At 72.7% G+C, this 19427-nt stretch carries 19 protein-coding genes and 1 tRNA gene; 8 read left to right on the forward strand and 12 right to left on the reverse strand.

The annotated features are described in order from the left end of the window. Positions 1–300: 300 nt before the first annotated feature. The 3 genes from ABT247_RS21170 to ABT247_RS21180 all read right to left on the reverse strand — a co-directional run bounded on the left by ABT247_RS21170 (position 301) and on the right by ABT247_RS21180 (position 2968). A complete protein-coding gene (locus ABT247_RS21170) occupies positions 301–1179 on the reverse strand; it encodes a nucleotidyltransferase family protein (RefSeq protein ID WP_350744384.1) in 879 nt (292 codons plus the stop codon). A 42-nt stretch (positions 1180–1221) separates the two neighbouring features. Continuing rightward, on the reverse strand, positions 1222–1665 hold the full coding sequence (locus tag ABT247_RS21175) for a hypothetical protein (RefSeq protein WP_350744386.1): 444 nt from the start codon (positions 1663–1665) through the stop codon (positions 1222–1224). A gap of 211 nt (positions 1666–1876) precedes the next feature. Continuing rightward, the gene (locus ABT247_RS21180) at positions 1877–2968 is read right to left on the reverse strand and encodes an ABC transporter ATP-binding protein (RefSeq protein WP_350744388.1); all 1092 of its coding nucleotides are present in this window, start codon (positions 2966–2968) and stop codon (positions 1877–1879) included. Positions 2969–3248: 280 nt separating this feature from the next. On the opposite strand from ABT247_RS21180, the gene ABT247_RS21185 reads away from it, so the two are divergent. Then, positions 3249–3322, forward strand: a tRNA-Thr gene (locus ABT247_RS21185). A gap of 132 nt (positions 3323–3454) precedes the next feature. On the opposite strand, the gene ABT247_RS21190 is transcribed toward ABT247_RS21185, so the two are convergent. The 8 genes from ABT247_RS21190 to ABT247_RS21220 form a co-directional block, all read right to left on the reverse strand. Beyond that, a complete protein-coding gene (locus tag ABT247_RS21190; RefSeq protein WP_350744390.1) occupies positions 3455–3625 on the reverse strand; it encodes a hypothetical protein in 171 nt (56 codons plus the stop codon). 581 nt (positions 3626–4206) lie between these two features. Continuing rightward, the gene (locus tag ABT247_RS33650) at positions 4207–4632 is read right to left on the reverse strand and encodes a DUF6941 family protein (RefSeq protein ID WP_502892478.1); all 426 of its coding nucleotides are present in this window, start codon (positions 4630–4632) and stop codon (positions 4207–4209) included. A 466-nt stretch (positions 4633–5098) separates the two neighbouring features. After that, on the reverse strand, positions 5099–5500 hold the full coding sequence (locus ABT247_RS21195; protein ID WP_350744392.1) for a hypothetical protein: 402 nt from the start codon (positions 5498–5500) through the stop codon (positions 5099–5101). 306 nt (positions 5501–5806) lie between these two features. After that, positions 5807–7012, reverse strand: coding sequence for a sensor histidine kinase (locus ABT247_RS21200; RefSeq protein WP_350744394.1), 1206 nt, complete (start codon positions 7010–7012; stop codon positions 5807–5809). After that, positions 7009–7875 carry a response regulator gene (locus ABT247_RS21205; protein WP_350744395.1) on the reverse strand — a complete coding sequence of 289 codons (867 nt, stop codon included), beginning with the start codon at positions 7873–7875 and terminating at the stop codon, positions 7009–7011. The genes ABT247_RS21200 and ABT247_RS21205 overlap by 4 nt, the downstream gene beginning before the upstream one ends. After that, positions 7872–8816 carry a hypothetical protein gene (locus tag ABT247_RS21210; RefSeq protein WP_350744397.1) on the reverse strand — a complete coding sequence of 315 codons (945 nt, stop codon included), beginning with the start codon at positions 8814–8816 and terminating at the stop codon, positions 7872–7874. Before ABT247_RS21210 ends, ABT247_RS21205 begins: the two co-directional genes overlap by 4 nt. Before the next feature lie 252 nt (positions 8817–9068). Continuing rightward, complete coding sequence (locus ABT247_RS21215) at positions 9069–9683, reverse strand: class F sortase (protein ID WP_350744398.1); 615 nt, start codon at positions 9681–9683, stop codon at positions 9069–9071. A 283-nt stretch (positions 9684–9966) separates the two neighbouring features. Next, complete coding sequence (locus ABT247_RS21220) at positions 9967–10413, reverse strand: hypothetical protein (RefSeq protein ID WP_350744400.1); 447 nt, start codon at positions 10411–10413, stop codon at positions 9967–9969. A 527-nt stretch (positions 10414–10940) separates the two neighbouring features. Between ABT247_RS21220 and ABT247_RS21225 the strand changes: the two genes are divergently transcribed. The 3 genes from ABT247_RS21225 to ABT247_RS21235 are packed head-to-tail and all read left to right on the forward strand — an operon-like array spanning position 10941 to position 13835. Continuing rightward, positions 10941–11075 carry a hypothetical protein gene (locus tag ABT247_RS21225; protein WP_350744402.1) on the forward strand — a complete coding sequence of 45 codons (135 nt, stop codon included), beginning with the start codon at positions 10941–10943 and terminating at the stop codon, positions 11073–11075. A 41-nt stretch (positions 11076–11116) separates the two neighbouring features. Beyond that, positions 11117–12949: an ABC transporter ATP-binding protein gene (locus ABT247_RS21230; protein ID WP_350744404.1), complete on the forward strand. Its 1833-nt coding sequence runs from the start codon at positions 11117–11119 to the stop codon at positions 12947–12949. Between the two features lie 55 nt (positions 12950–13004). Then, the gene (locus ABT247_RS21235; RefSeq protein ID WP_350744406.1) at positions 13005–13835 is read left to right on the forward strand and encodes a serine/threonine-protein kinase; all 831 of its coding nucleotides are present in this window, start codon (positions 13005–13007) and stop codon (positions 13833–13835) included. 82 nt (positions 13836–13917) lie between these two features. Here the strand turns inward: ABT247_RS21235 and ABT247_RS21240 are convergent, their stop codons facing one another. Further along, on the reverse strand, positions 13918–14742 hold the full coding sequence (locus ABT247_RS21240) for a site-specific integrase (RefSeq protein WP_350744408.1): 825 nt from the start codon (positions 14740–14742) through the stop codon (positions 13918–13920). 372 nt (positions 14743–15114) lie between these two features. Between ABT247_RS21240 and ABT247_RS21245 the strand changes: the two genes are divergently transcribed. The 4 genes from ABT247_RS21245 to ABT247_RS21260 all read left to right on the forward strand — a co-directional run bounded on the left by ABT247_RS21245 (position 15115) and on the right by ABT247_RS21260 (position 19355). Beyond that, on the forward strand, positions 15115–16323 hold the full coding sequence (locus tag ABT247_RS21245) for an MFS transporter (protein ID WP_350744410.1): 1209 nt from the start codon (positions 15115–15117) through the stop codon (positions 16321–16323). A gap of 179 nt (positions 16324–16502) precedes the next feature. Continuing rightward, entirely contained in the window at positions 16503–16736 is a 234-nt protein-coding gene (locus ABT247_RS21250; protein WP_350744412.1) for a hypothetical protein, read from the forward strand. Between the two features lie 215 nt (positions 16737–16951). Beyond that, complete coding sequence (locus ABT247_RS21255) at positions 16952–17497, forward strand: methylated-DNA--[protein]-cysteine S-methyltransferase (RefSeq protein WP_350744414.1); 546 nt, start codon at positions 16952–16954, stop codon at positions 17495–17497. A gap of 436 nt (positions 17498–17933) precedes the next feature. Continuing rightward, entirely contained in the window at positions 17934–19355 is a 1422-nt protein-coding gene (locus tag ABT247_RS21260; RefSeq protein ID WP_350744416.1) for a family 2B encapsulin nanocompartment shell protein, read from the forward strand. Positions 19356–19427: the final 72 nt, after the last annotated feature.

Genomic DNA, 19427 nt, shown 5'->3' on the forward strand with positions numbered 1-19427 from the left:
CGTCCGTGGTGGCGGCCAGCCGCGGCACCACCTGGGTGGCGGCGAAGGCCAGCACCTGGTGGACGGCCTCCGGCCCCGGCCGTTGTGCTGTGGCTGTGGCTGTGGCTGTGGCTGTGGCGGCGGCTGTAGCTGTGGGGCTGTGGCTTCGGCTTCGGTTGTGGCCGGCGCCACTGCCGCTTGCCGCAGTCGGCGGTGGCGGGGCGGACCGGGGGCAGCCGGCCCGGCTCGGCCCGGCCCGGCTCGGCAGGGTGGCTCGTCTGGGCACCCGTCCGCCGGTAGCGGCCCGGCTACCGCCGTCCGTCAGAGGGTCGTGTCGCGGTGCGCCGCGAGCTCCTTGGCCGCCTCGGTGAGGTCCTTGGCCGTGTCGATGGCGCGCCAGTACACGCCCTGCGGCAGCTGGTAGCCCGCCAGCCGCTTGGCGCGGGCGAGTTGGGGGAAGGTGGCGCGCTCGTGGTCGCCCACGTCCGGCAGCAGCTCGGCGAACTCCGGGCTGAACACGTACACGCCGGCGTTGATCAGGAACGGCGAGGGCGGAGCCTCGATGAAATCCAGCACGTTGCCGAACTGGTCCGTCTCCACCGCGCCCCACGGGATCCGCGGCCGGGCCAGCGCGAGCGTCGCGACGGCGTCCCGCTCGTGGTGGAAGGCGGCCATGTCGGTCAGGCTGAAGCGGGTCCAGATGTCGCCGTTGGTGGCGTACCAGGGCTCGTCCGGGCGGGCCAGCGCCTTCGCCGCGTACTTCAGGCCGCCGCCGCGCCCGAGCGGCTCCGCCTCCACCACCGTACGGACCCGCAGCGGCAGGTCCGCGGTGTCGAGCCACTCCTCCAGCACGTCGGCGAGGTGCCCGCAGGACACCACCACGTCGGTGACCCCCTCGGCGGCCAGCCAGCCCAGCTGGTGGCCCAGGATCGGCGTGCCCGTCCCCGGGATCTCGACCAGCGGCTTCGGGCGGTCGTCGGTGTACGGGCGCAGCCGGGAGCCCTGGCCGCCGGCCAGGATCACGGCCTGGGTGATCGTCCGGCCGACCGCCGGGGGGACAGGTGCCGTGACGGCTGCCGTGACAGCTGCCGTGCCGGGCGCGGTGGTGGGCGCGGTGGCGGACCGGGGTCGGGGCTGGTGCGGCTGGGGCTGGCTCTGGCGCGACGTGAGGTCGGCGGTGGGGCCGGAATCAGCGGTCATGGCTGAACGATACGGCCGCCTGCCACAGGTGTCCGCCGGTCGTCAGTTGCTGGTCCCCGCCACGAAGGAACCGTCGCAGACCGGGCGGGCGAAGGAGCGGGCCCGCTGGACGTCGCCCTGGTACTTGCGCACCGCGGCCTTGCCCAACTCGCCGGCCAGCGCGGTGCAGTACGGCGTGAGCGAGGGCTGCTCGCGCATCGAGCGCTCCAGCAGGTCCAGCGCGGCGGACGGGTTCTTGGCGCGCAGTTCGTCCAGCAGCGCGACTCGCAGGGCGTCCTGCGGAGCCAGCCCGTCGGTCTTGGTGGCGACGGACGAGGAGCGGCCGATCCCGGCGCCGTCCCCGCTGGACGCCGCCACGACCTGCTGGTCGAGCCCGGTCGGTGGCGCCCACGGGACGCGGGTCACGGCGAGGGTGCCGGTGGTCACCAGGACGACCGGCAGGGTCAGGGCGACGGTCTGGCCGATACGGCGTACAAGCTGCTTCACCCTCAGGAGAGTAGCGGTGGGTGCGGGCCGCATTGCCCTCCGTTACACCATCGAGTGATGCACTGCCCCGATATGTCCCTGCACCGTGTTGACGCTCGGGTGTACGGACGGAGCCCGCCGGACCGGGTGGGTCCGACGGGCTCCGTCGTGTGCGTCAGCCGCCGCAGCCGCAGCCGCAGCTGCCGCCGCCGCCGTCCGAGCGCTCGGGCACTCAGTGGCTCAGGCGCTCGCCGCTGCTGGTGGCGAAGACGTGGGTCTCCTCGGCGATCGGCACGACGTGGATCGTCTCGCCGCGGGCCGGGATCTGACGGCCGGGGACGCGGACGACCAGGTCCTTGTCCACGCCGCCGAGCTGGGTGGTGCCGTAGACGAAGCCGTCCGAGCCGAGCTCCTCGACCACGTTGACCGTCACCGCGACGCCCTCGATGCCACCGGCCGGAACGATCTGGAAGTGCTCGGGGCGCACGCCGACGATCACCGTCTTGTCGGTGCCGGCACCGGCCAGGTTCTCGCGCGAGATGTTGACGACCGAGCCGCCGAACTTCACCCCGCCGTCCACCAGCGGCACCTCGACCAGGTTCATGGCCGGCGAGCCGATGAAGCCGGCCACGAAGACGTTGGCGGGCTTGTCGTACATGTTCCGCGGGGTGTCGACCTGCTGCAGCAGGCCGTCCTTGAGCACCGCGACCCGGTCGCCCATGGTGAGCGCCTCGGTCTGGTCGTGGGTGACGTACACGGTGGTGATGCCCAGGCGGCGCTGCAGACCGGCGATCTGGGTGCGGGTCGAGACGCGCAGCTTGGCGTCCAGGTTCGACAGCGGCTCGTCCATCAGGAAGACCTGCGGCTGGCGGACGATCGCGCGGCCCATCGCGACGCGCTGGCGCTGGCCGCCGGACAGCGCCTTCGGCTTGCGGTCCAGGTACTCGGTGAGGTCGAGGATCTTCGCCGCCTCCTCGACCTTGGTCCGGATGTCCGCCTTGTTCACGCCGGCGATCTTCAGCGCGAAGCCCATGTTCTCCGCGACGGTCATGTGCGGGTACAGCGCGTAGTTCTGGAACACCATGGCGATGTCCCGGTCCTTCGGCGGCAGGTGGGTGACGTCCCGCTCGCCGATCCGGATGGCGCCGCTGTTGACGTCCTCCAGCCCGGCCAGCATGCGCAGGCTGGTCGACTTGCCGCAGCCCGACGGGCCGACCAGGACGAGGAACTCGCCGTCCGCGATCTCCAGGTCCAGCGCGTCCACCGAGGGCTTGGTCGCCCCGGGATAGATGCGGGTCGCCTGGTCGTACGTGACAGAAGCCATGGTTGTGCTCTCCTTCACCGGCAGGAACGTGCCGGACGATCCGAGTAAAGGGGGGTGTCCAATCTCCGCCGCCCCGTCAATGGTCTGAACCACGCGACGAGCCGACTCCCGGCGACGCTACCCGCGCTCCCGCCGCTTGTCAGCCCCCTCCACCCCCATTTCGGCATCGGTTCCATCACGCCCACCCACCCCGCCAACCCCCGGATATCCCCCCACCCCGTCACCCCGGCCCGGTAGACTGCCCCCGGTGCCGCCGTGATCCATCGCGGACGGCCACCGTGCCTCCTTAGCTCAGCTGGCCAGAGCACCGCTCTTGTAAAGCGGGGGTCGTCGGTTCGAACCCGACAGGGGGCTCGCCGTACGGAGGGCCAGTTCGCCGGAGTCATGCCGGCCGGACTGGCCCTTCGTCGTTGCGGCGACGCTAGCCGGGCCGTGCCACGGGCGGGCCAGAGGCGACCGGCGGATCGCCGTCCTCGCGGAGGGCCCTTAGAGATCGCCGACGCGGTCGCGGTTGCTGGTCATGCGCTGGCAGATGCGCGGGGCCCGGGTGGTGCTGAGGCCCATCCTGGTCACGAGCTCCCGGGTGACGGGCCCCGTTCGGCGCGGCGCTGTTGATGCTTGTGCGCCGGTGCTCCGCTCCATCAGCTGGTTGGTCATGTAGGTGGTCAGCCCACCGAGCGCGACGGCGGCGATGGTCTTAGCTGGGTGATCGTCTCCATGGCCCCACCCAGGATGTGAGTACCAGTCAGATCAGGGCCTGCCGATGATAGGCGGCCGACGGGCCAGGATGCGGAGGAGGGGAGTGAGAAGGAGCGCGGTCGGGTGAGGGATGGAGAGGTGGGAGTGAGTAAAAATCTTCTCTACGGATTCAAGGGCGCGCACGGCGCGCCAGCGCGCGGCCCAGCCGCTCGCCGTCGCTACTGTCTACGCCCCCGCCCCCGCCCCCGCTCCGCGGCGGCCGGCCGCGCACGTCGAGCGTGCGGCCGGGAGGGTAGCCGATGTTAGAGCCCGTCGTGGCTGGGCTCGGGCGGCTCCACGTTTTACCCACCTACCAGGCTCGGGACCCGAGTCGAGCAAGAACGGAGGGCCACTCGGCCAAATTGCGGTCAGGCCCAAAGAGCCCTGACCGAGTCGCAACAGCTTATGCCCCCCGATCATGATCGACCCCAAACCAGGCAGGACACCGGCCAAAGCCGCTCCGCCACCCGCGGTGGTTAGCTAGATCCTGGTCCTTGGCGTTATCGAGCCTGAGGCGTTGCGCCAGGAAGTTGACTGTCCGGATCGAGCACAGCGAAGCGGAGGGTGTTAACTTCGACTCCATCGATCTCAATTACGACTCTATGTGATCCATAATGCGAGATCGGAATTGCCCGCAGTGGGATGGAGACGGGCAGGGAGGCGGGAGGCAACTCGCTCTCCGTGTCAACCTCCTGGCCGTGCCAGACGGCCTGAACCTCCCCCATCTTTGAATTATCGGCTTCCCGGAATACCGACACTGAGATCTTGTGGGATCCAATGAGGGCGCTGTAGTCGTCGGGAGCAAGGAGGAGTGCTAGGTCAAGGTCCGGGGCCGATGGAATCGACATTGAACAGGTCGTGACTCCCCCGCCCAGGACATGCAAGAGCCCTTCTCGCACTGTGGCGCGATCACAGAGAACAGCCATGCCAAGCTTCACGGCTATCAAGCTTCCTTCGTTTGGATTGCATCTACTGCATTCCGCGCTAGGGGTGCATTTCCTGTTGCGGTAGTTGCAATAGTGGGGGCCGCGGCGGCAATGGCAGCAGCGCTCGCAATTAGGGGGACTCTGACCTTTACGCGAAGCCAGCTTGTGAGTGAGCCAGTTGTCCGCTGCTCGATGGGTGAATCAACGCCTGCAGGAATAGCGACGGCATGGGGCACCACGACATCGTCGCGCAATTCTTGCCAGTCGACATCCAGGTAGACGAATGCACCCTCGATTCGAGTTACGGTCGCGGGGGCCGCCACCTCGTCGTCGGGTTCATAGGCGATAACGTGATCACCAACTGCTAGATAGCCGTCTGCGCGTGACGCACGTGTTGGCACCTCGCCTGACTCTGTGCGTGCGTTCAGGTCGATCCGAACTCGCACAGGCGGTCGGGTGGAGGTTGTCATTTGACCCATGCCGGGTTCCTCCTTCGGCCTGCTGCTAGCAGTCCTTCTAGTCGCTTAACGTCCACCGCGTTCAGTTCGTTACCGATGACGAGGTCATAGTGATGGCGTGGCGGCTCCGAGAGTTGCACGCGGAAGCCGTTGTCCTCAAGGGCTGAGCGGGTTGTCACGCAGACGTTCTTGCCGCCGCAAGGTGCCTCACGGCAGATCGTCTCGATCATCTCATCGATCGAGTGGGACGAATGCTCGCGGATTAGGCCAAACGTGGACACCGAGTAGATAGGCGTCTCGCCCAACGCTGACAGCCGCTCGTACTCGTCCTCAGCGTGCTCTGTTAGGCCGCGCTCAGTGAACGGCGAGAACCGCACGACGAGAAGCTCCCCCACTGGCAAGTCCACCACGTCCGCAACAGTAGCGGCTGAACGCTGGCACTGGCACCTGGCTTCTGTCGATCGGCCGAGAAGGCAACTGCCTGAGCGCTACGTGCCACAGGCGTGCCAGAACGGGCGGTACGTGGCGGTCAGTCGCGGGCGCCGGCGGTTCGGTGGCCGGGAATCCGGCAGGGTGGCCGAGCCGCAGGTCGCGCCGGATTTCGAACGGATGTCCTTATGGGGCGAGGGTCGTCGGTTCGGATCCGATAGGGGGCTCGTCGTGCGGAGGCCCCGCCGGGGTGGCGCCGGCGGGCTGGCCCGTCGTCGTGGGGTGGGTCAGTCGGGTGGGAGGGTGAGGGTGGCGAGGGCGCCGCCGGTGGGGTGGTTGGTGAGGGTGAGGGTGGCGCCGATGACGCGGGTGTGGCCGGTGGCGATGGTGAGGCCGAGGCCGTGGCCGCGGCCGCGTTCGGGGGCGTTGGTGCGGAAGCGCTGGGGGCCGTGGCGGAGGAGGTCGTCGGGGTAGCCGGGGCCGTGGTCGCGGACGGTGATGCGGCGCCCGTCGACGTGGAGTTCGACCGGGCCGGCGCCGTGGCGGTGGGCGTTGAGGATCAGGTTGCCGAGGATGCGGTCCAGGCGGCGAAGGTCGGTGCGGACCTCCTGGTCGGCGGTGATCCGGACGGTGACGTCGAGGCCGGTGAGGGTGACGGTGCGGCGCACCGCGCGTTCCAGCGGGACGGCGGAGAGGTCGGGGGACTCGGCGTCGGCGTCCAGGCGGGAGACCTCCAGGAGGTCCTCGACCAGGCTGCGCAGGGCCTGGACCCGGTTCTGCACGAGCTGGGTGGGGCGGCCGGGCGGGAGGAGTTCGGCGGCGGTGACCAGGCCGGTGAGCGGGGTGCGCAGTTCATGGGCGACGTCGGCGGTGAAGCGCTGCTCGTCCTCCAGCCGCCGGTGCAGGGCGCGGGACATCAGGTCGACGGCGGCGGCGAGCTCGGCCACCTCGTCGCGGCCGTCGACGAGTTCGCCGATCCGGGTGTCCGTGCCGCCGGCCGCGATGCCGCGGGCGGCGGTGGCCGCGGTGCGCAGGCGGCGGCTGATCCGGTCGGCGACGAGGACGCCGGCGAGGACGGTGGTGAAGACCGCGGCGACGACGGTGATCAGGATGATCCGGTCCAGGTCGGCGATCGCCCGGCGGTCCTGGGTGAAGTCCACTTGGACGGACAGCACCGCGTTCTGGACCGGGGCGGCCGCCCACATGGATTCGCCCTGCGTGTCGGCGGCGAGCAGGGAGCCCTGCCGTCCGCTCGCGGCGAGGTCGCGCAGCCGGGCGGGCAGGGCCGGGTCGCCCAGGGCGGCGCCGCGGCCGGACACCTCGCCGCTGCGGCGGTAGTCGGCCAGCGCCGAGTCGAGGGCGGTGAGCGCGGAGGAACGCGCCTGGTCGACGTGTTGACGGATCATCGCCTGGTGGACCAGCAGGCCGACGGCCACCGCGACCAGGACGGAGATGGCGGCGACGGCGGTGGCGATCTGGCGGCGCAGCGTCATGCCGGTCGCCGCAGCTTGTAGCCGAATCCGCGGACGGTCTCGATCCGGCCGGAGCCGATCTTGGCGCGAAGCCGCTGCACGTGGACGTCCACCACCCGGGTGTCGGCGCCCCACTCGTAGTCCCAGACGCGTTCGAGCAGGGTGGAGCGCTCCAGCACGATGCCGGGCGCGGCGGTGAACTCCAGCAGCAGCCGCAGTTCGGTGGGGGTGAGCGGGACGAGTCGGCCGTCCACCCGCACCTCCATGCTGTCGGTGTCCACCTGGAGGCCGTCGAAGCTGCGGACGGTGGCGGGACTGCGGAAGGCGGGGCTGCGGGGGGCGGCCGTGCCGCTGGTGTTGGTGCTGCCGGGACGGTCGGCCGTGGGGGAGCCGGGGGAAGCGGGAGAGCCGGGGCCAGCGGGGCGATTGGCGTGGTCGGGGTGGTCGGGGTGGCCGGAGTGATGAGGGTGATCGGGGTCGGCGGCGTCGGTCGGGACCACCCGGATCCGGCGCAGCACGGTACGGATCCGGGCGACCAGGACGGCGCTCTCGAAGGGCTTGACCACGTAGTCGTCCGCGCCGGCCTCGAGCCCGGACACCACGTCCACCGGGTCGGTGCGCGCGGACATCATCAGGATCGGCAGCTGGCTCTCCTCCCGGATCCGGCGGCAGAGGCCGACGCCGTCGAGCAGCGGGAGCATGACGTCCAGCAGGACCAGGTCGGGGCGGACGGCGTGGAAGGCCTCCAGCCCGTCTAGGCCGTCGGCGGCGGTGGTGACCGGGAAGCCGTAGCGCTCCAGGGCCATCCGGGTGGCCTCCCGGATCACCTCGTCGTCCTCGACGAGCAGGATGTGCGGCTGGGCGGGGCTGGTTGCGGGGCTCATCGCTTCGCTTCCGGGGTCGCGGCGGGGGCGGCGGGGCTTGCGGGGGCGGAGGGCTGGGGAGTCGGCCGGGCGGCGCGCGGGGGCTGGGCGGCCGCGCTGGCCACGGCCGGGCCCGAACCGGCAGGGCGCGGGCCGGCCGTCGGCCGTTTCGCCCCGGGCTCGATCGGCGCGGGGGTGGCGACGACGGCGCCCGGCGGACCGCTGTCCGCGTCGCCGGGCGGCAGCAGCAGGCCTGTGCCGTCCACCCGCCGCTCCAGCAGGCCGAGTCTGACCCCGTCCCACTGGTAGTGGCTGCTGGTCCGGGTGGAGACGGTGGTCGGCTCGTACAGCCACAGGTCGGAGCCGACGGTCGCGGCGCTGAAGCCCCGCTGGACCTCCACCCGCAGAATCGGCAGGACGCGGTCGTCGGCGAGGGTGTAGACGTGCAGCACGACCGGCCCTGGGGTGGTGACGGTGGTGATCAGGGAGCGCCGTCCGTCGCCGGTGAGGTCGCGGAACTCGGGCGTGCGCACCTCGCACTCGGTGCAGGAGTCCAGTGCCCGCCGCTCCTCGGGGCTCAGCCCGGGGTCCTTGGCGAGGACGGTGCGGACGTCGACCGCACTGAGGTCGCGCCCAGGGACGGTCAGCTCGGGCAGGGGCTGCGGCGGTGCCTGGGTGGCGGAACCGGCCGCGGGCGTGGTCGGGGGCGGCGACGCGGCCAGGGCGGGCCAGAGCGGCTCGGCCACCGGCGGCGGGGTGACGGGCTTGAGCGGGCCGTGGTCCCGCAGGCCGCCGGGCGCGGACCGGTCCAGGGCCAGGGCGGCGAGGGCGACCAGCAGCGCCAGGGCGGCGACGGCCGCCACCGGTACGGCGCGGCGGCGCAACGGTGTGGAGCGCGGTGGCGTCGGGTGCAGCGGAGTGGGCCGGATCGGGGTGGGCCGGAGCGGGCTCGGTACTGCCACGGTCGGTACTCGTCCTCCTGGTCTGCGGCTGCTGGGGAGTCCCCCCGCGTGGCCGTCGTGGTCGATACCCGCCGCCTCGGTGGTAGGTCGCCGGGACGGCGCCCGGTGGTTCCACCCGGTGGCGACGAGCGGTGCCACCCGAGCCGAGCCGGGCGAAGCGCCGGAGAACAGCGCCGGCCAGGCGGGGATCCCCGCCGCAACGGTGGATCCCCGCCGGGCCTACAGGGATCCACCGGTGACGGGCGCGCCCCGCTACGCCGGATCCGCCAGGACGATGATGTTGTCCGTCCAGTGGCCGTCCGCCCCGATCCGCCCGCCGCAGGTGATCAGCCGGAGTGCGGGTGCGGCCGTGTCGCCGTAGACGGTCTCGGTGGGGAAGTGGTCCTTGGCGGCCTGGAGCAGGCTGCGGACCCTGAAGTCCACGCTGCCGCCGTCCGCGCGCAGGACGCGGACCAGATCCCCCGGGTGCAGTTCGGGCAGCCGCTGGAAGACCGCCGGGCCGTGCGCGGTGTCGAGGTGCCCGATCAGGACGGCGGGACCGGTCTCGCCGGGGGTGGGCCCGTTGCGGTACCAGCCGACCTCGTCGGCGCGGTCGGCGGACGGTACCTCGACGGTGCCGTCGGCGTTCAGGCCGAGGCCGCTCACTGGGGCGTCCACGCCGATGGACGGGATCTGCAGCCGGGTGGGCGGCGAGGCGGCCGACGGTCGGCGGGTGGCCGCGGGTGGGCCGCCCGGTGTGTCGGCGGGCGTGGTCGGCGCGCCGGGCGCGGTGGCCGACGGCGGGACCGGCGCGGTGTCGTGACCGGAGGCCTCGATCCGCACCACCGGGGTGTCCCGGCCGGAGAACGCGAGCGAGGTGCCGAGCACCAGGCACAGCAGGCCGGCGGTGCCGAAGACGGTGCGGCGCAGGACGCTCGGGGCCGGCCGGGCGGCACGCCGCCGTCCGTGACGGCCGTCGGCCCGGCGGTGGCCGGTGGAGCCAGGTCGGTGGCCGGTGGAGCCAGGTCGGGGGCCGGTGCGGCCAGGTCGGGGGCCGGTGCGGCCCGGCTGGTGGTCGGTCCCTGCCGCCGAGGGCGCCCCGGCGCCGCCTCCCCGCCGGGCCCGGTGCGGGGGAGGGGCACCGGGGCGCCCGGCCGGCTCGGGACCGGTGTCAGCCGCGCGCACCGGAGCGGCGGCGCAGGAGGGCGAAGCCCAGCGCGCCGGCGCCGACGGCGGCCACGGCGCCGCCGCCCGCCAGCATCAGTCCGTTGTTGTCGCCGGTCGCGGTGGAGCCGTCGCCGGCCTGGGCGGCGCCCTTCGGCACCTCGCGGACCTGCGGCTGGGCGGCGCCGGGGGAGCGCTCCGGGGCGGGCCCGGAGGTGGCCCGGGGCGCGGCGGCCGTGGGGGCCGGCCGGGCGGGGGTGGCGGCCGTACCGCGGGCGGCCGGGGCGCCGTCGGCCGGAGCCGGGGAGGCGCTCGGCGTGGCGGCGACGGCCTTCGGGCTGCCGTCGGCCCAGGCCTGGCCGCCGGTGACGGCGGTCAGCAGCGCGGCGCCGGTCAGCGTGCAGACCGCCAGCAGGCGGCGGGCGGGCGAGCGGTCGGTGCGGGTCCTGTTCATACGGGGGTTCTCCTTCGTCTCTCTGGCGGGTGCGGCTGTCGCGCGGGTGCCTCCGGCTGGTAGGCGGGCGCCTCCGGCCAGGAGGCGGGTGCCGCCGGCCGGTACACGGGCGCGTCCGGCCGGTACACGGGGGGCCATTCGGCCCGGTACGGCCCTCGCGCGGACGTTCCCGGCCGAGGGACGGCCGGTGCGTCGCCAGTGACAGTAGGAGCGCCGTGTCGCGGTCCCCGCCCGGCCGGGTCACGGCCGCTCATCGGCTGGGTAACGGTCCCCGCCGCCGCTGAAACAACCGCCGGACCGGCCCCGGACCCGCTGCGCCGGACCACGCGCGGAAGGCAGTTCCGGCCGGCGGAAGGCAGTCCGGCCAACGAAAGGCAGTCCGGCCGGCGGAAGGCAGTCCGGCCGGCCGAGGCCACTCGCGGCCAGCCAAGGGCAGCCCCGACCATCCGTTCCGATCCCCCCTGAGCACCCCGGCCCACCCGTCCGTATCCCCTCGTGGGGGAACGATCGAGAGAAAGGTGGCAGTGATGAGCATCCTCGCCAACCTCCTGCCGGCAATGCGGAGTTCGCGCAAGCGGGCCGGTACCGGCAAGGAGACCGACCACACCGAGAAGTCGACCGGTCACGGCCGCCGCCGGAACCGCAAGCACTCGCGGCACTGACGACTGACGCACCGGTCATGGTCCAGGGCTAGGACGGGCACGTGTGGTCGCTGCGACGGCTGACGGCCGTCGACACGGGTGGTGGCGGCGACGGCCGGGCGGACCCGGTCGTCGCGCCGGCCCCGGCCGTGTCGGTGCGGCGGACCTTCGTCCGGTTCTGGCCCTACACCCGCGGCGGGCGGCGCTGGCTGGCCCCGCTGCTGGGGTTCGTCCTGCTCGGCCCGGTGGTGGACGCGGCGGCGATCTGGCTCTTCAAGATCGTCGTCGACGACGTGCTGGTACCGCGCAGATTCGACCTGTTCCTGCCCGTGGCGCTCGGCTACGCCGTGCTGACCCTGCTGGCAGGCGGTCTGCGCTTCGCCGACGAGACGACCTCGGCCTGGGTCAGCGAGCGCTTCCTGCTCGCCCTGCGGACGGACGTGTTCCGGCACCTCCAGCACCTGTCGCTGGGCTTCTTCGAGCGGCGGCGGCTCGGCGACGTACTGTCGCGGCTGACCGCGGACGTGGAGGCGGTCGAGACCTTCCTGCTCTCGGGCGTCCTCGACGCGGTCGCGTACGTCGCCGAGCTGGCCGTCTTCCTGGTGGTGCTGTTCTACCTGCGCTGGGACCTCGCGCTCACCGCCCTGGTGGTCGCGCCGCTGTTCTGGATCACCGCCCGCCACTTCTCGACGAGGGTGAAGGCCGCGTCCCGGGAGCGGCGGCGCCGCAGCGGTTCGGTCAGCGCGCTCGCCGAGGAGACGCTCGGCAACATCACGCTGGTGCAGGCGTACAACCGGCAGGACTGGGAGCAGGAACGGTTCCTCCAGGAGAGCATGGCCCGGTTCCGGGCGACCATGGCGGCGACCCGGCTGCGCGCGCTGTTCGCGCCGGTCGTGGAACTGCTGGAGCTGGTAGGGGCGCTGATCGTGCTCGGACTCGGTGCCTGGGAACTCGTCCACGACCGCCTGACGCTCGGCGAACTGCTCGTCTTCGTCGCTCTGCTCAGCCGCCTCTACAGCCCGATCCGGGGCATCTCCCAGCTCAGCAACGGCTTCTACTCCGCCTCGGCCGCCGCCGAGCGGATCATCGAACTGCTCGACCAGCGGCCGCAGGTGGCCGATCCCCCGGCACCGCTGCGCCCGGCCCGGACGCGGGGCGCGGTGGTCCTCGACGGGGTGTGGTTCCGCTACCCGGGCACCACCCGGGTGGCGCTGTACGACGTCTCCTTCCGCGCCGAGCCGGGTGAGACGGTGGCGCTGGTCGGGGAGAGCGGGGCGGGCAAGTCGACCATCGCCAAGCTGCTGCTGCGCTTCTACGACCCGGAGCGGGGCGCCGTCCGGCTGGACGGCATCGACCTGCGCGAACTGGCGCTGGCCGACCTTCGCGAGCGCATCGCGGTCCTGCTGCAGGAGACGCTGGTGATCCACGGCACCGTCCGGGAGAACATCGCCTACGGCCGGCCCGGGGCGACCGACGAGCAGATCACGGCCGCCGCCCGGGCCGCCGACGCCGACGAGTTCATCAGCCGACTGCCGGAGGGCTACGACACGGTGGTGGGCCAGCACGGGCGACTGCTGTCCGGCGGGCAGCGCCAGCGGATCGCGATCGCCCGGGCGATGATCCGGGACGCGCCGGTGCTGCTGCTCGACGAGCCGACCACCGGGCTGGACCCGGAGTCCGGGCAGCGGATCCTCGAGCCGCTGGGGCGGCTGATGAACGGGCGGACCACGATCATCATCTCGCACAACCTGCTCACCGTCCGGAACGCGGACCGGATCGTCCTGCTGCGCGAGGGCCGCGTCGCCGCCTGCGGCAGCCACCGGGACCTTCTCGCCCACGACGACGGCTACGCCCGGCTCGACCGGGCCGCCGGCCTGGCGAGTGCCGCACGATGACCACGGAGGCTGCTGATGCGTGCGGAAGGCGCCCGATGAGCGCGGAGGCCGCCCGATGAGAGAGCGGGAGCCACTGGCCGCCGGAACGGTGATCGCCCCCGGCTACCAGGTGCTGTCCCACCTCTGCCGCACCGGCTGGCTGGACGTCTACGACGCCTGGAGCGAGGAACGGGACTGCCGCTGCGTGGTCAAGGTGCTCAGGCCGGACCGCCGCCGTGACCGGGACTTGCGCGAGCGGTTGCTCAGGGAGGGGCGCTGGCTGGCCGAGTTCACCCACCCGCACCTGGTGCGCGGCTACGGCACCGGCGAACGGCCGCAGCCGTACGCGGTGCTGGAGACGCTCACCGGCGAGACCCTCGCCCATCTGATCGACCGGGGACCGCGCCGCCCGGCCGCCACCGACCTGGCCCTGCTGGGGATACAACTCTGCTCGGCCGTCGGCTACTTGCACAGGCGGGGTCTGCTGCACCTGGACCTCAAGCCCGCCAACGTGGTGATCGACTGCCGCCGCGCCAAGGTGCTCGACCTGAGCATCGCCCGCCCGCCGGGCCCGGGCGGCCCGCGCCGCCTCGGCACGGTCGGCTACCTCGCCCCCGAACAGGCCTCCGGTGGGCCGCTCACGGCGGCTGCCGACGTCTGGGGCATCGGTGTCACCCTCTACGAGGCCGCCACCGGCGAACTTCCGTTCGGCGAGGCCGCGTCGGACCCGACCGGGACACCGGCTCCTCCGGTGTCCCGGCGCCGTCGCCTGCCCCGCCCACTCGCCGCGGTGATCGACGCCGGTCTGCGCCTCGACCCGGAAGCACGGCCGACGATCGCCCAACTGGCCGACAACCTGGACGAGTTCCTTCCCTCACGTCGCTCAGGGCCGACGCCCGAGGGGTGACGGCGGCGGCGGTCCCGCCGGGCGACGCGTCCTCGCGGGTGGCTCCCCGCCTCTTGAGCGGCTCCCCACCCGCCCCTGAGGGCTACCTCCCGGGTGGCAGCTGCTTCAGCTGCCGCAGCGTCCAGCCCGCGTCCGGCGCTTCGGCGAGCGCCCGCGTGTGGCCGGTGAACAACTCCGCCGCGCGCCGGTACGAGAGGCGGGCGCGGCCGGTGTACGGGCAGCGGTCGACGGCGGGCGTGCCGCTCGGGGCGCGGCGGTCGGTGAGGAAGAGCGGTCCGTCGGCGCGGCCGGCGATCAGCAGGGGGAGCAGCCGGGCGGTGCCGGACCCCCAGCGGACCGGGGTGCGGCCGGTCCCGGGGCGGGTGCGGCGCCGGGGGAGGTCGAGCTGGTCGGTGTTCAGGGCCAGCGCGGTCTCGATGGTGGCGCCGGACTCGTGCAGCAGGCGCCACAGCGTCTGCTCCCGCAACGGCGCCCGCAGGGCGAACAGGGCACGCAGCTGCTCGGCGGTCAAGGGGGCTGTGGCCACCGCCGGTTCGGCCACCGGAAGGGGCCGCAGTTCGGTGGTCGGATCGCCGTCGATCCAACCGCGGGCGCGCCACCAGGCGACGGCCGCGCGCAGGGTGGAGAGTTCGCGGTTGAGGGTGCGCGGGTCGGTGTCGGTGCCGCGCAGGGCGACGGCCGCGCGCAGTCGCCAGGCGGCGTCAGGGTGGTCGATCAGCGCGAGCGGGAGCACGGGTGGCCGGGCGCGGCGCCGTTCCGGGCCGGTGGGAGCGGGTCGGTCGGCGAGCGCCCAGGCCCAGGTGTCCAGGGCGATCCGGTAGATCCGCCGGGAGCCCTCGGAGAGCCCGGAGGCGGCGAGGTACCGCTCGACGGCGAGGCCGTACTCGACCGGGGGAAGCTCCGTCACCGTCGAGCCCTTCTTCCGCAGTAAATACGTCCGTCAAGATGCCGATCAGCTTACTCGTAATCGCATTAAATGGCAGGTGAGGCGTAGTCAGTGGCGTTATTTACTGCGGTAGAAGCTCCATCGGCCGACTTTGACACGGAAAGGCTCAAGTTTTTCGGGCGAAGCCCTTGAACCGGGTGCCCGACCGCTCCCAGACTGCTGCCCATGGCAGTGAACGCAGTGGATGCGGTGGACCCAGCAGATCGAGCCGACTCAGCGGATGCAGCACATTCAGCACACGCAGCCGACGCAGCACACCCAGCCGACGCGAGGGAAGCCGCACCCGCGGAACCGAATCCGGCGCGCCCCCGCCGATCGGCAGCCCGACTCGCGGTGCTGGGCGAGCGCGAGTTCACCCGGTTCTTCCTCGGGTACACGACCTCCCTCCTCGGGTCGGCGATGGCCCCCGTCGCGGTGGCCTTCGCGGTGCTCGACCGGGGCGGCAGCGGCACCGACCTCGGCTCGGTGATGGCCGCCCGGATCCTCCCCGTGGTGCTGGTGCTGCTGGCCGGCGGGGTGATCGCGGACCGCTTCGGCAGCCGCCGTCTGATGGTGGGCTCGGACGTCCTTCGCGGCCTCGTGCAGGGGCTGTTCGCGGGGCTGCTGGCGGCCGGGCACGCGCCGGTGTGGGCGATGGTCGCCCTGGTCGCCGTCTGGGGCGTCGGTGAAGGGCTGTTCATGCCCGCGTTCGGCGCGATCGTGCCCGGTCTGGTGCGCCGCGAGGAGCTGCTGGCGGACGGCAACACCCTGTTGGGGCTGTCGCGTTCGCTGTCCACGGTGGCCGGTCCCGCACTGGCCGGTCTGATCACGGCGGCGTGGGGCCCGGCGGTGGTGCTGCTGATCGACGCGGTGACGTACGGGGTCGGCGCCCTCGCGCTGGTGGGGCTCCGGCCGCCCGACCGGCCGCGGGCGGCCGGTGGGGAGTCGGTGCTCCGGGAACTGCGGGGCGGCTGGTCGGAGTTCGCCGCCCGCCCGTGGCTGTGGATCACCACCGCGCAGATGGGCCTGTTCAACCTGCTGGTGTGGGCGCCGTTCCTGGTGCTCGGCCCGCTCACCGCGCAGCGGGCGCTCGGCGGTGCCCGGGCCTGGGGCCTGGTCATGGGCGTGTACGGCGCGGGCGCGGTGCTGGGCGGTCTGCTGATGCTGGGCCGCCGGCCCGGGCGCCCGCTGGTGGTGGCGACCGTGGCCGGGCTCGCCTGGGCGCTGCCCTCCGCCGCGCTGGCGGCGGGGGCGCCGCTGGTCTGGGTGGTCGCCGGGGCGTTGGTGGCGGGGGCGGGATCCGCGGTGTGCGGGACGCTGTTCGCCACCACGACGCAGCGCTGGGTCCCCGCCGAGTTGCTCGGCCGGCTGACCTCCTTCGGATCGCTCGGCGCCTTCGTCCTCGGCCCGCTCGGGTTGGCGGCGGCCGGGCCGCTGGCCGCCCGGTTCGGTGTCGGGCAGGTGCTGCTCGTCGGGGTGGTCTGGCAAGTCGCCTCGGGAGCCGTAGTGTTGGGCGTACCGGCCGTACGGAATCGGCGCTGGGAGGAGGGCCCGGACGACTGACGCACCCCTCGGACGGCTTCGGGGCGCACCCCCGGCCACCGGTGCGGCCCACCGCGCACCGTATCCGGCCGGCCCCGGAGCGCAGCCGGTCGCTCCGCCCACGCGTGCGTGCCTCCGCGGCGGGCGGGGTGGCCGGGTCGGTCGTACCGTGGACGGTGGGGGTACGGAGGAGGTCCACCATGCCCGGTTCGCTCACCATCAGCCACCACGAGACCGCCGTCACCATCGACCACACCGACGCGGAGCGCCTGGCGACCGTCCTGGCCGAGTTGGCGTACCTGCTGGACATCCCGGGGCCGAACCGGGTCAACGAAGCCCAACTGGCCGTGCTGTGCGAGGGGCGCCGCCCGGACCGCGACGAGCTGTCGCACTGGGCGCGGGCGCTGTCCACCGAGCTGAAGGGGCGGCTCTGACCGACGCTGCCCGCCGGACGGCAGGGGCGGCTCCGACCGGCGCTGCCCCTCGGACCGCAGAGCTGGCTCCGGCCACGGGCCCTCCCCGCCGGGTCGGCGTTCCCGCCGACGGCCGGGCGGCCCCGCCGTACGATGGCGCGGGCGGCCCGGTCGGGCGCGCCCTCGGGCTGTCGGGTCGGCCGGCGGCCGAGCCGGTGGAGGGTGGGGACCCGAGCGTGCCGCAGTCCTGGTCGTTGTCCTGGCTGACCGTGCCGACCCCGCTGCCGAGCGGCCCGATGCACATTGCGGTGACCCCGCTGGGTGTGGCGGCGGCCGGCTACGGCGCGCGGGACGGCGAGACGCCACCGTGCACCGATCCGGAGAAGACCGCCGCCGTCACCGAGCGGATCGGTGCCTACCTGGCGGGCCGCACCCGCGAGTTGGGTCTGCCGATCGACTGGAGCCTCAGCTCCGGCCCGCACCGCGCAGTGCTGCAGACGCTCTGGCGCGAGGTGCCGTACGGGCGGACCATCACCTACGGCGAACTGGCTGCGTGCAGCGGGGTCTTCGAGGACGTCACGGAACCGGGTCTGGCCGCCCGTACGGTCGGGCAGATGATGGCGGCGAATCCCGTCGCCCTGTTGGTGCCCTGCCACCGGGTGGTGGCGGCGGACGGGATCGGCGGTTTCGGCGGTGGTCGGGTGGGGATCGAGGTGAAGCGCTGGCTGCTGACCCTGGAAGGGGTGTTGGAGCCGACGCTGGACTGGGACGGCCCGCTGTAGCCCTCGCCGTCGCTACGGCCGGAGGGGCCGGGCCGGGGCGTGCGGTGAGGCGCGCGGTGAGTCGAATGTGCCGGATTGCGGCGCGGACGGGCCGCTCGATGGGGGAAGATGGTCCGCGGCCCGCCGGTCGGCTCGCATGCGTCGTCTGCAGCGCATGCACCGTGCGCGTCGTGCGCGCCGTCCGCACCGCCACGTCGCCCGCACCGTCCGCGACCTCGAACCGGTCTTACCGGCCGGGACGGTCGAATCGGTCGGCCCGGTCGAATCGGGCGCGATAACCGGGCATATCGATCAGGTGATCTAGTCGTACTATTTGTTCGGTTATTCGGAACCACTCGAATGAGTGATTGCGGTCTGCCTCCGAACGGGCCCACCATGAACCCGCAACATGAATGTGCAAGGCGACACTTCATCGGGTTTGCGAAGGGCTCCCCATATGTCGACCGAAACCAACGCCGGAATCTCCGCGCCGGGTGCGCAACCGGGGATCCGGCAGCAGCAGGCACTGAGCACGGCGGGCGCGCGGAACCTCGCCACCACCACCAAGTCCGCGCCGCAGATGCAGGGCATCAGCCCGCGCTGGCTGCTCAGGATGCTGCCCTGGGTTCAGGTGTCCGGCGGGACCTACCGGGTCAACCGCCGTCTGCGCCACAAGGTCGGCCGCGGTCGGGTGAGCTTCGTCAAGACGGGTTCCGAGGTGCGGATCGTCCCGCAGACGCTGACCGAGGTGCCGGTGCTGCGCGGCTTCCAGGACGAGGCCGTGCTGGAGGAGTTGGCCGGGCGCTTCACCCAGCGCCAGTTCGAGGCGGGGGACGTCCTGGTCTCCGCCGGCTCGCCGATCAGCGAGGTCTTCCTGATCGCGCACGGCAAGCTCGACCGGATCGCCACCGGCAAGTACGGCGAGGAGGCGGTGGTCGGCACCCTCGCGGACGGCGACCACCTGGGCGACGAGGCGCTCCAGCAGGAGGGCGACACCTGGCCGTACACCGTCCGCGCCGTCACCTCCGGCACCGTGATGGCGCTCCCCTGGCCGTCCTTCCAGGAGCTGCACGACCGCTCGGACGCGCTCCAGCTGCAGGTCATGGAGTACCTGAACGGCTTCCAGCAGGCCCAGAACAAGCACGGTGAGGCCGCGATCGACCTCTCCGCCGGGCACCACGGCGAGTACGACCTGCCCGGCGCGTTCGTGGACTACGAGCTCAAGCCGCGCGAGTACGAGCTCAGCGTCGCGCAGACCATCCTCAAGGTGCACACCCGCGTCGCCGACCTCTACAACGAGCCGATGAACCAGACCGAGCACCAGCTCCGGCTGACCATCGAGGCCCTGCGCGAGCGCCAGGAGCACGAGATGATCAACAACCCGGAGTTCGGCCTCCTGGAGAACGCCGAGTACGACCACCGGATCCAGACCCACTCGGGCCCGCCCACTCCGGACGACATGGACGAGCTGCTCAGCCGCCGCCGCAGCACCAAGATGTTCCTGGCCCACCCCAAGGCCATCGCCGCCTTCGGCCGGGAGTGCAACAAGCGCGGCCTCTACCCGGGCACCGTCGAGGTCGAGGGCAAGCACGTCAACGCCTGGCGCGGGGTGCCGATCTTCCCGTGCAACAAGATTCCGATCGTCGGCGGGAACACCAGCTCGATCATCGCGATGCGCGTCGGCGAGGACAACCAGGGCGTCATCGGCCTGCACCAGACGGGAATTCCCGACGAATACCAGCCGGGCCTTTCGGTGCGGTTCATGGGAATCGACGAGAAGGCCATCATTTCCTACCTGGTGAGCACCTACTACTCGGCCGCGATCCTGGTGCCGGACGCGATCGGCGTGCTGGAGAACGTCGACATCGCCCAGCGTTGACAACCGGCTCGCGTCCCACCGAGCCCGATATCGCGCCATCCGCGCCGCCCGGCCGGGGATTTCCGCCCCGGC

This window comes from Kitasatospora sp. NPDC001539, assembly GCF_040298565.1.
GTDB lineage: Bacteria > Actinomycetota > Actinomycetes > Streptomycetales > Streptomycetaceae > Kitasatospora.

Coding starts and splice junctions, on each gene's coding strand:
- ABT247_RS21170 (WP_350744384.1), bottom strand. CDS start 1,179: ATGACCGCTGATTCCGGCCCCACCGCCGACCTCACGTCGCGCCAGAGC.
- ABT247_RS21180 (WP_350744388.1), bottom strand. CDS start 2,968: ATGGCTTCTGTCACGTACGACCAGGCGACCCGCATCTATCCCGGGGCG.
- ABT247_RS21190 (WP_350744390.1), bottom strand. CDS start 3,625: ATGACCAACCAGCTGATGGAGCGGAGCACCGGCGCACAAGCATCAACA.
- ABT247_RS33650 (WP_502892478.1), bottom strand. CDS start 4,632: ATGGCTGTTCTCTGTGATCGCGCCACAGTGCGAGAAGGGCTCTTGCAT.
- ABT247_RS21200 (WP_350744394.1), bottom strand. CDS start 7,012: ATGACGCTGCGCCGCCAGATCGCCACCGCCGTCGCCGCCATCTCCGTC.
- ABT247_RS21205 (WP_350744395.1), bottom strand. CDS start 7,875: ATGAGCCCCGCAACCAGCCCCGCCCAGCCGCACATCCTGCTCGTCGAG.
- ABT247_RS21220 (WP_350744400.1), bottom strand. CDS start 10,413: ATGAACAGGACCCGCACCGACCGCTCGCCCGCCCGCCGCCTGCTGGCG.
- ABT247_RS21225 (WP_350744402.1), top strand. CDS start 10,941: ATGAGCATCCTCGCCAACCTCCTGCCGGCAATGCGGAGTTCGCGCAAG.
- ABT247_RS21235 (WP_350744406.1), top strand. CDS start 13,005: ATGAGAGAGCGGGAGCCACTGGCCGCCGGAACGGTGATCGCCCCCGGC.
- ABT247_RS21250 (WP_350744412.1), top strand. CDS start 16,503: ATGCCCGGTTCGCTCACCATCAGCCACCACGAGACCGCCGTCACCATC.
- ABT247_RS21260 (WP_350744416.1), top strand. CDS start 17,934: ATGTCGACCGAAACCAACGCCGGAATCTCCGCGCCGGGTGCGCAACCG.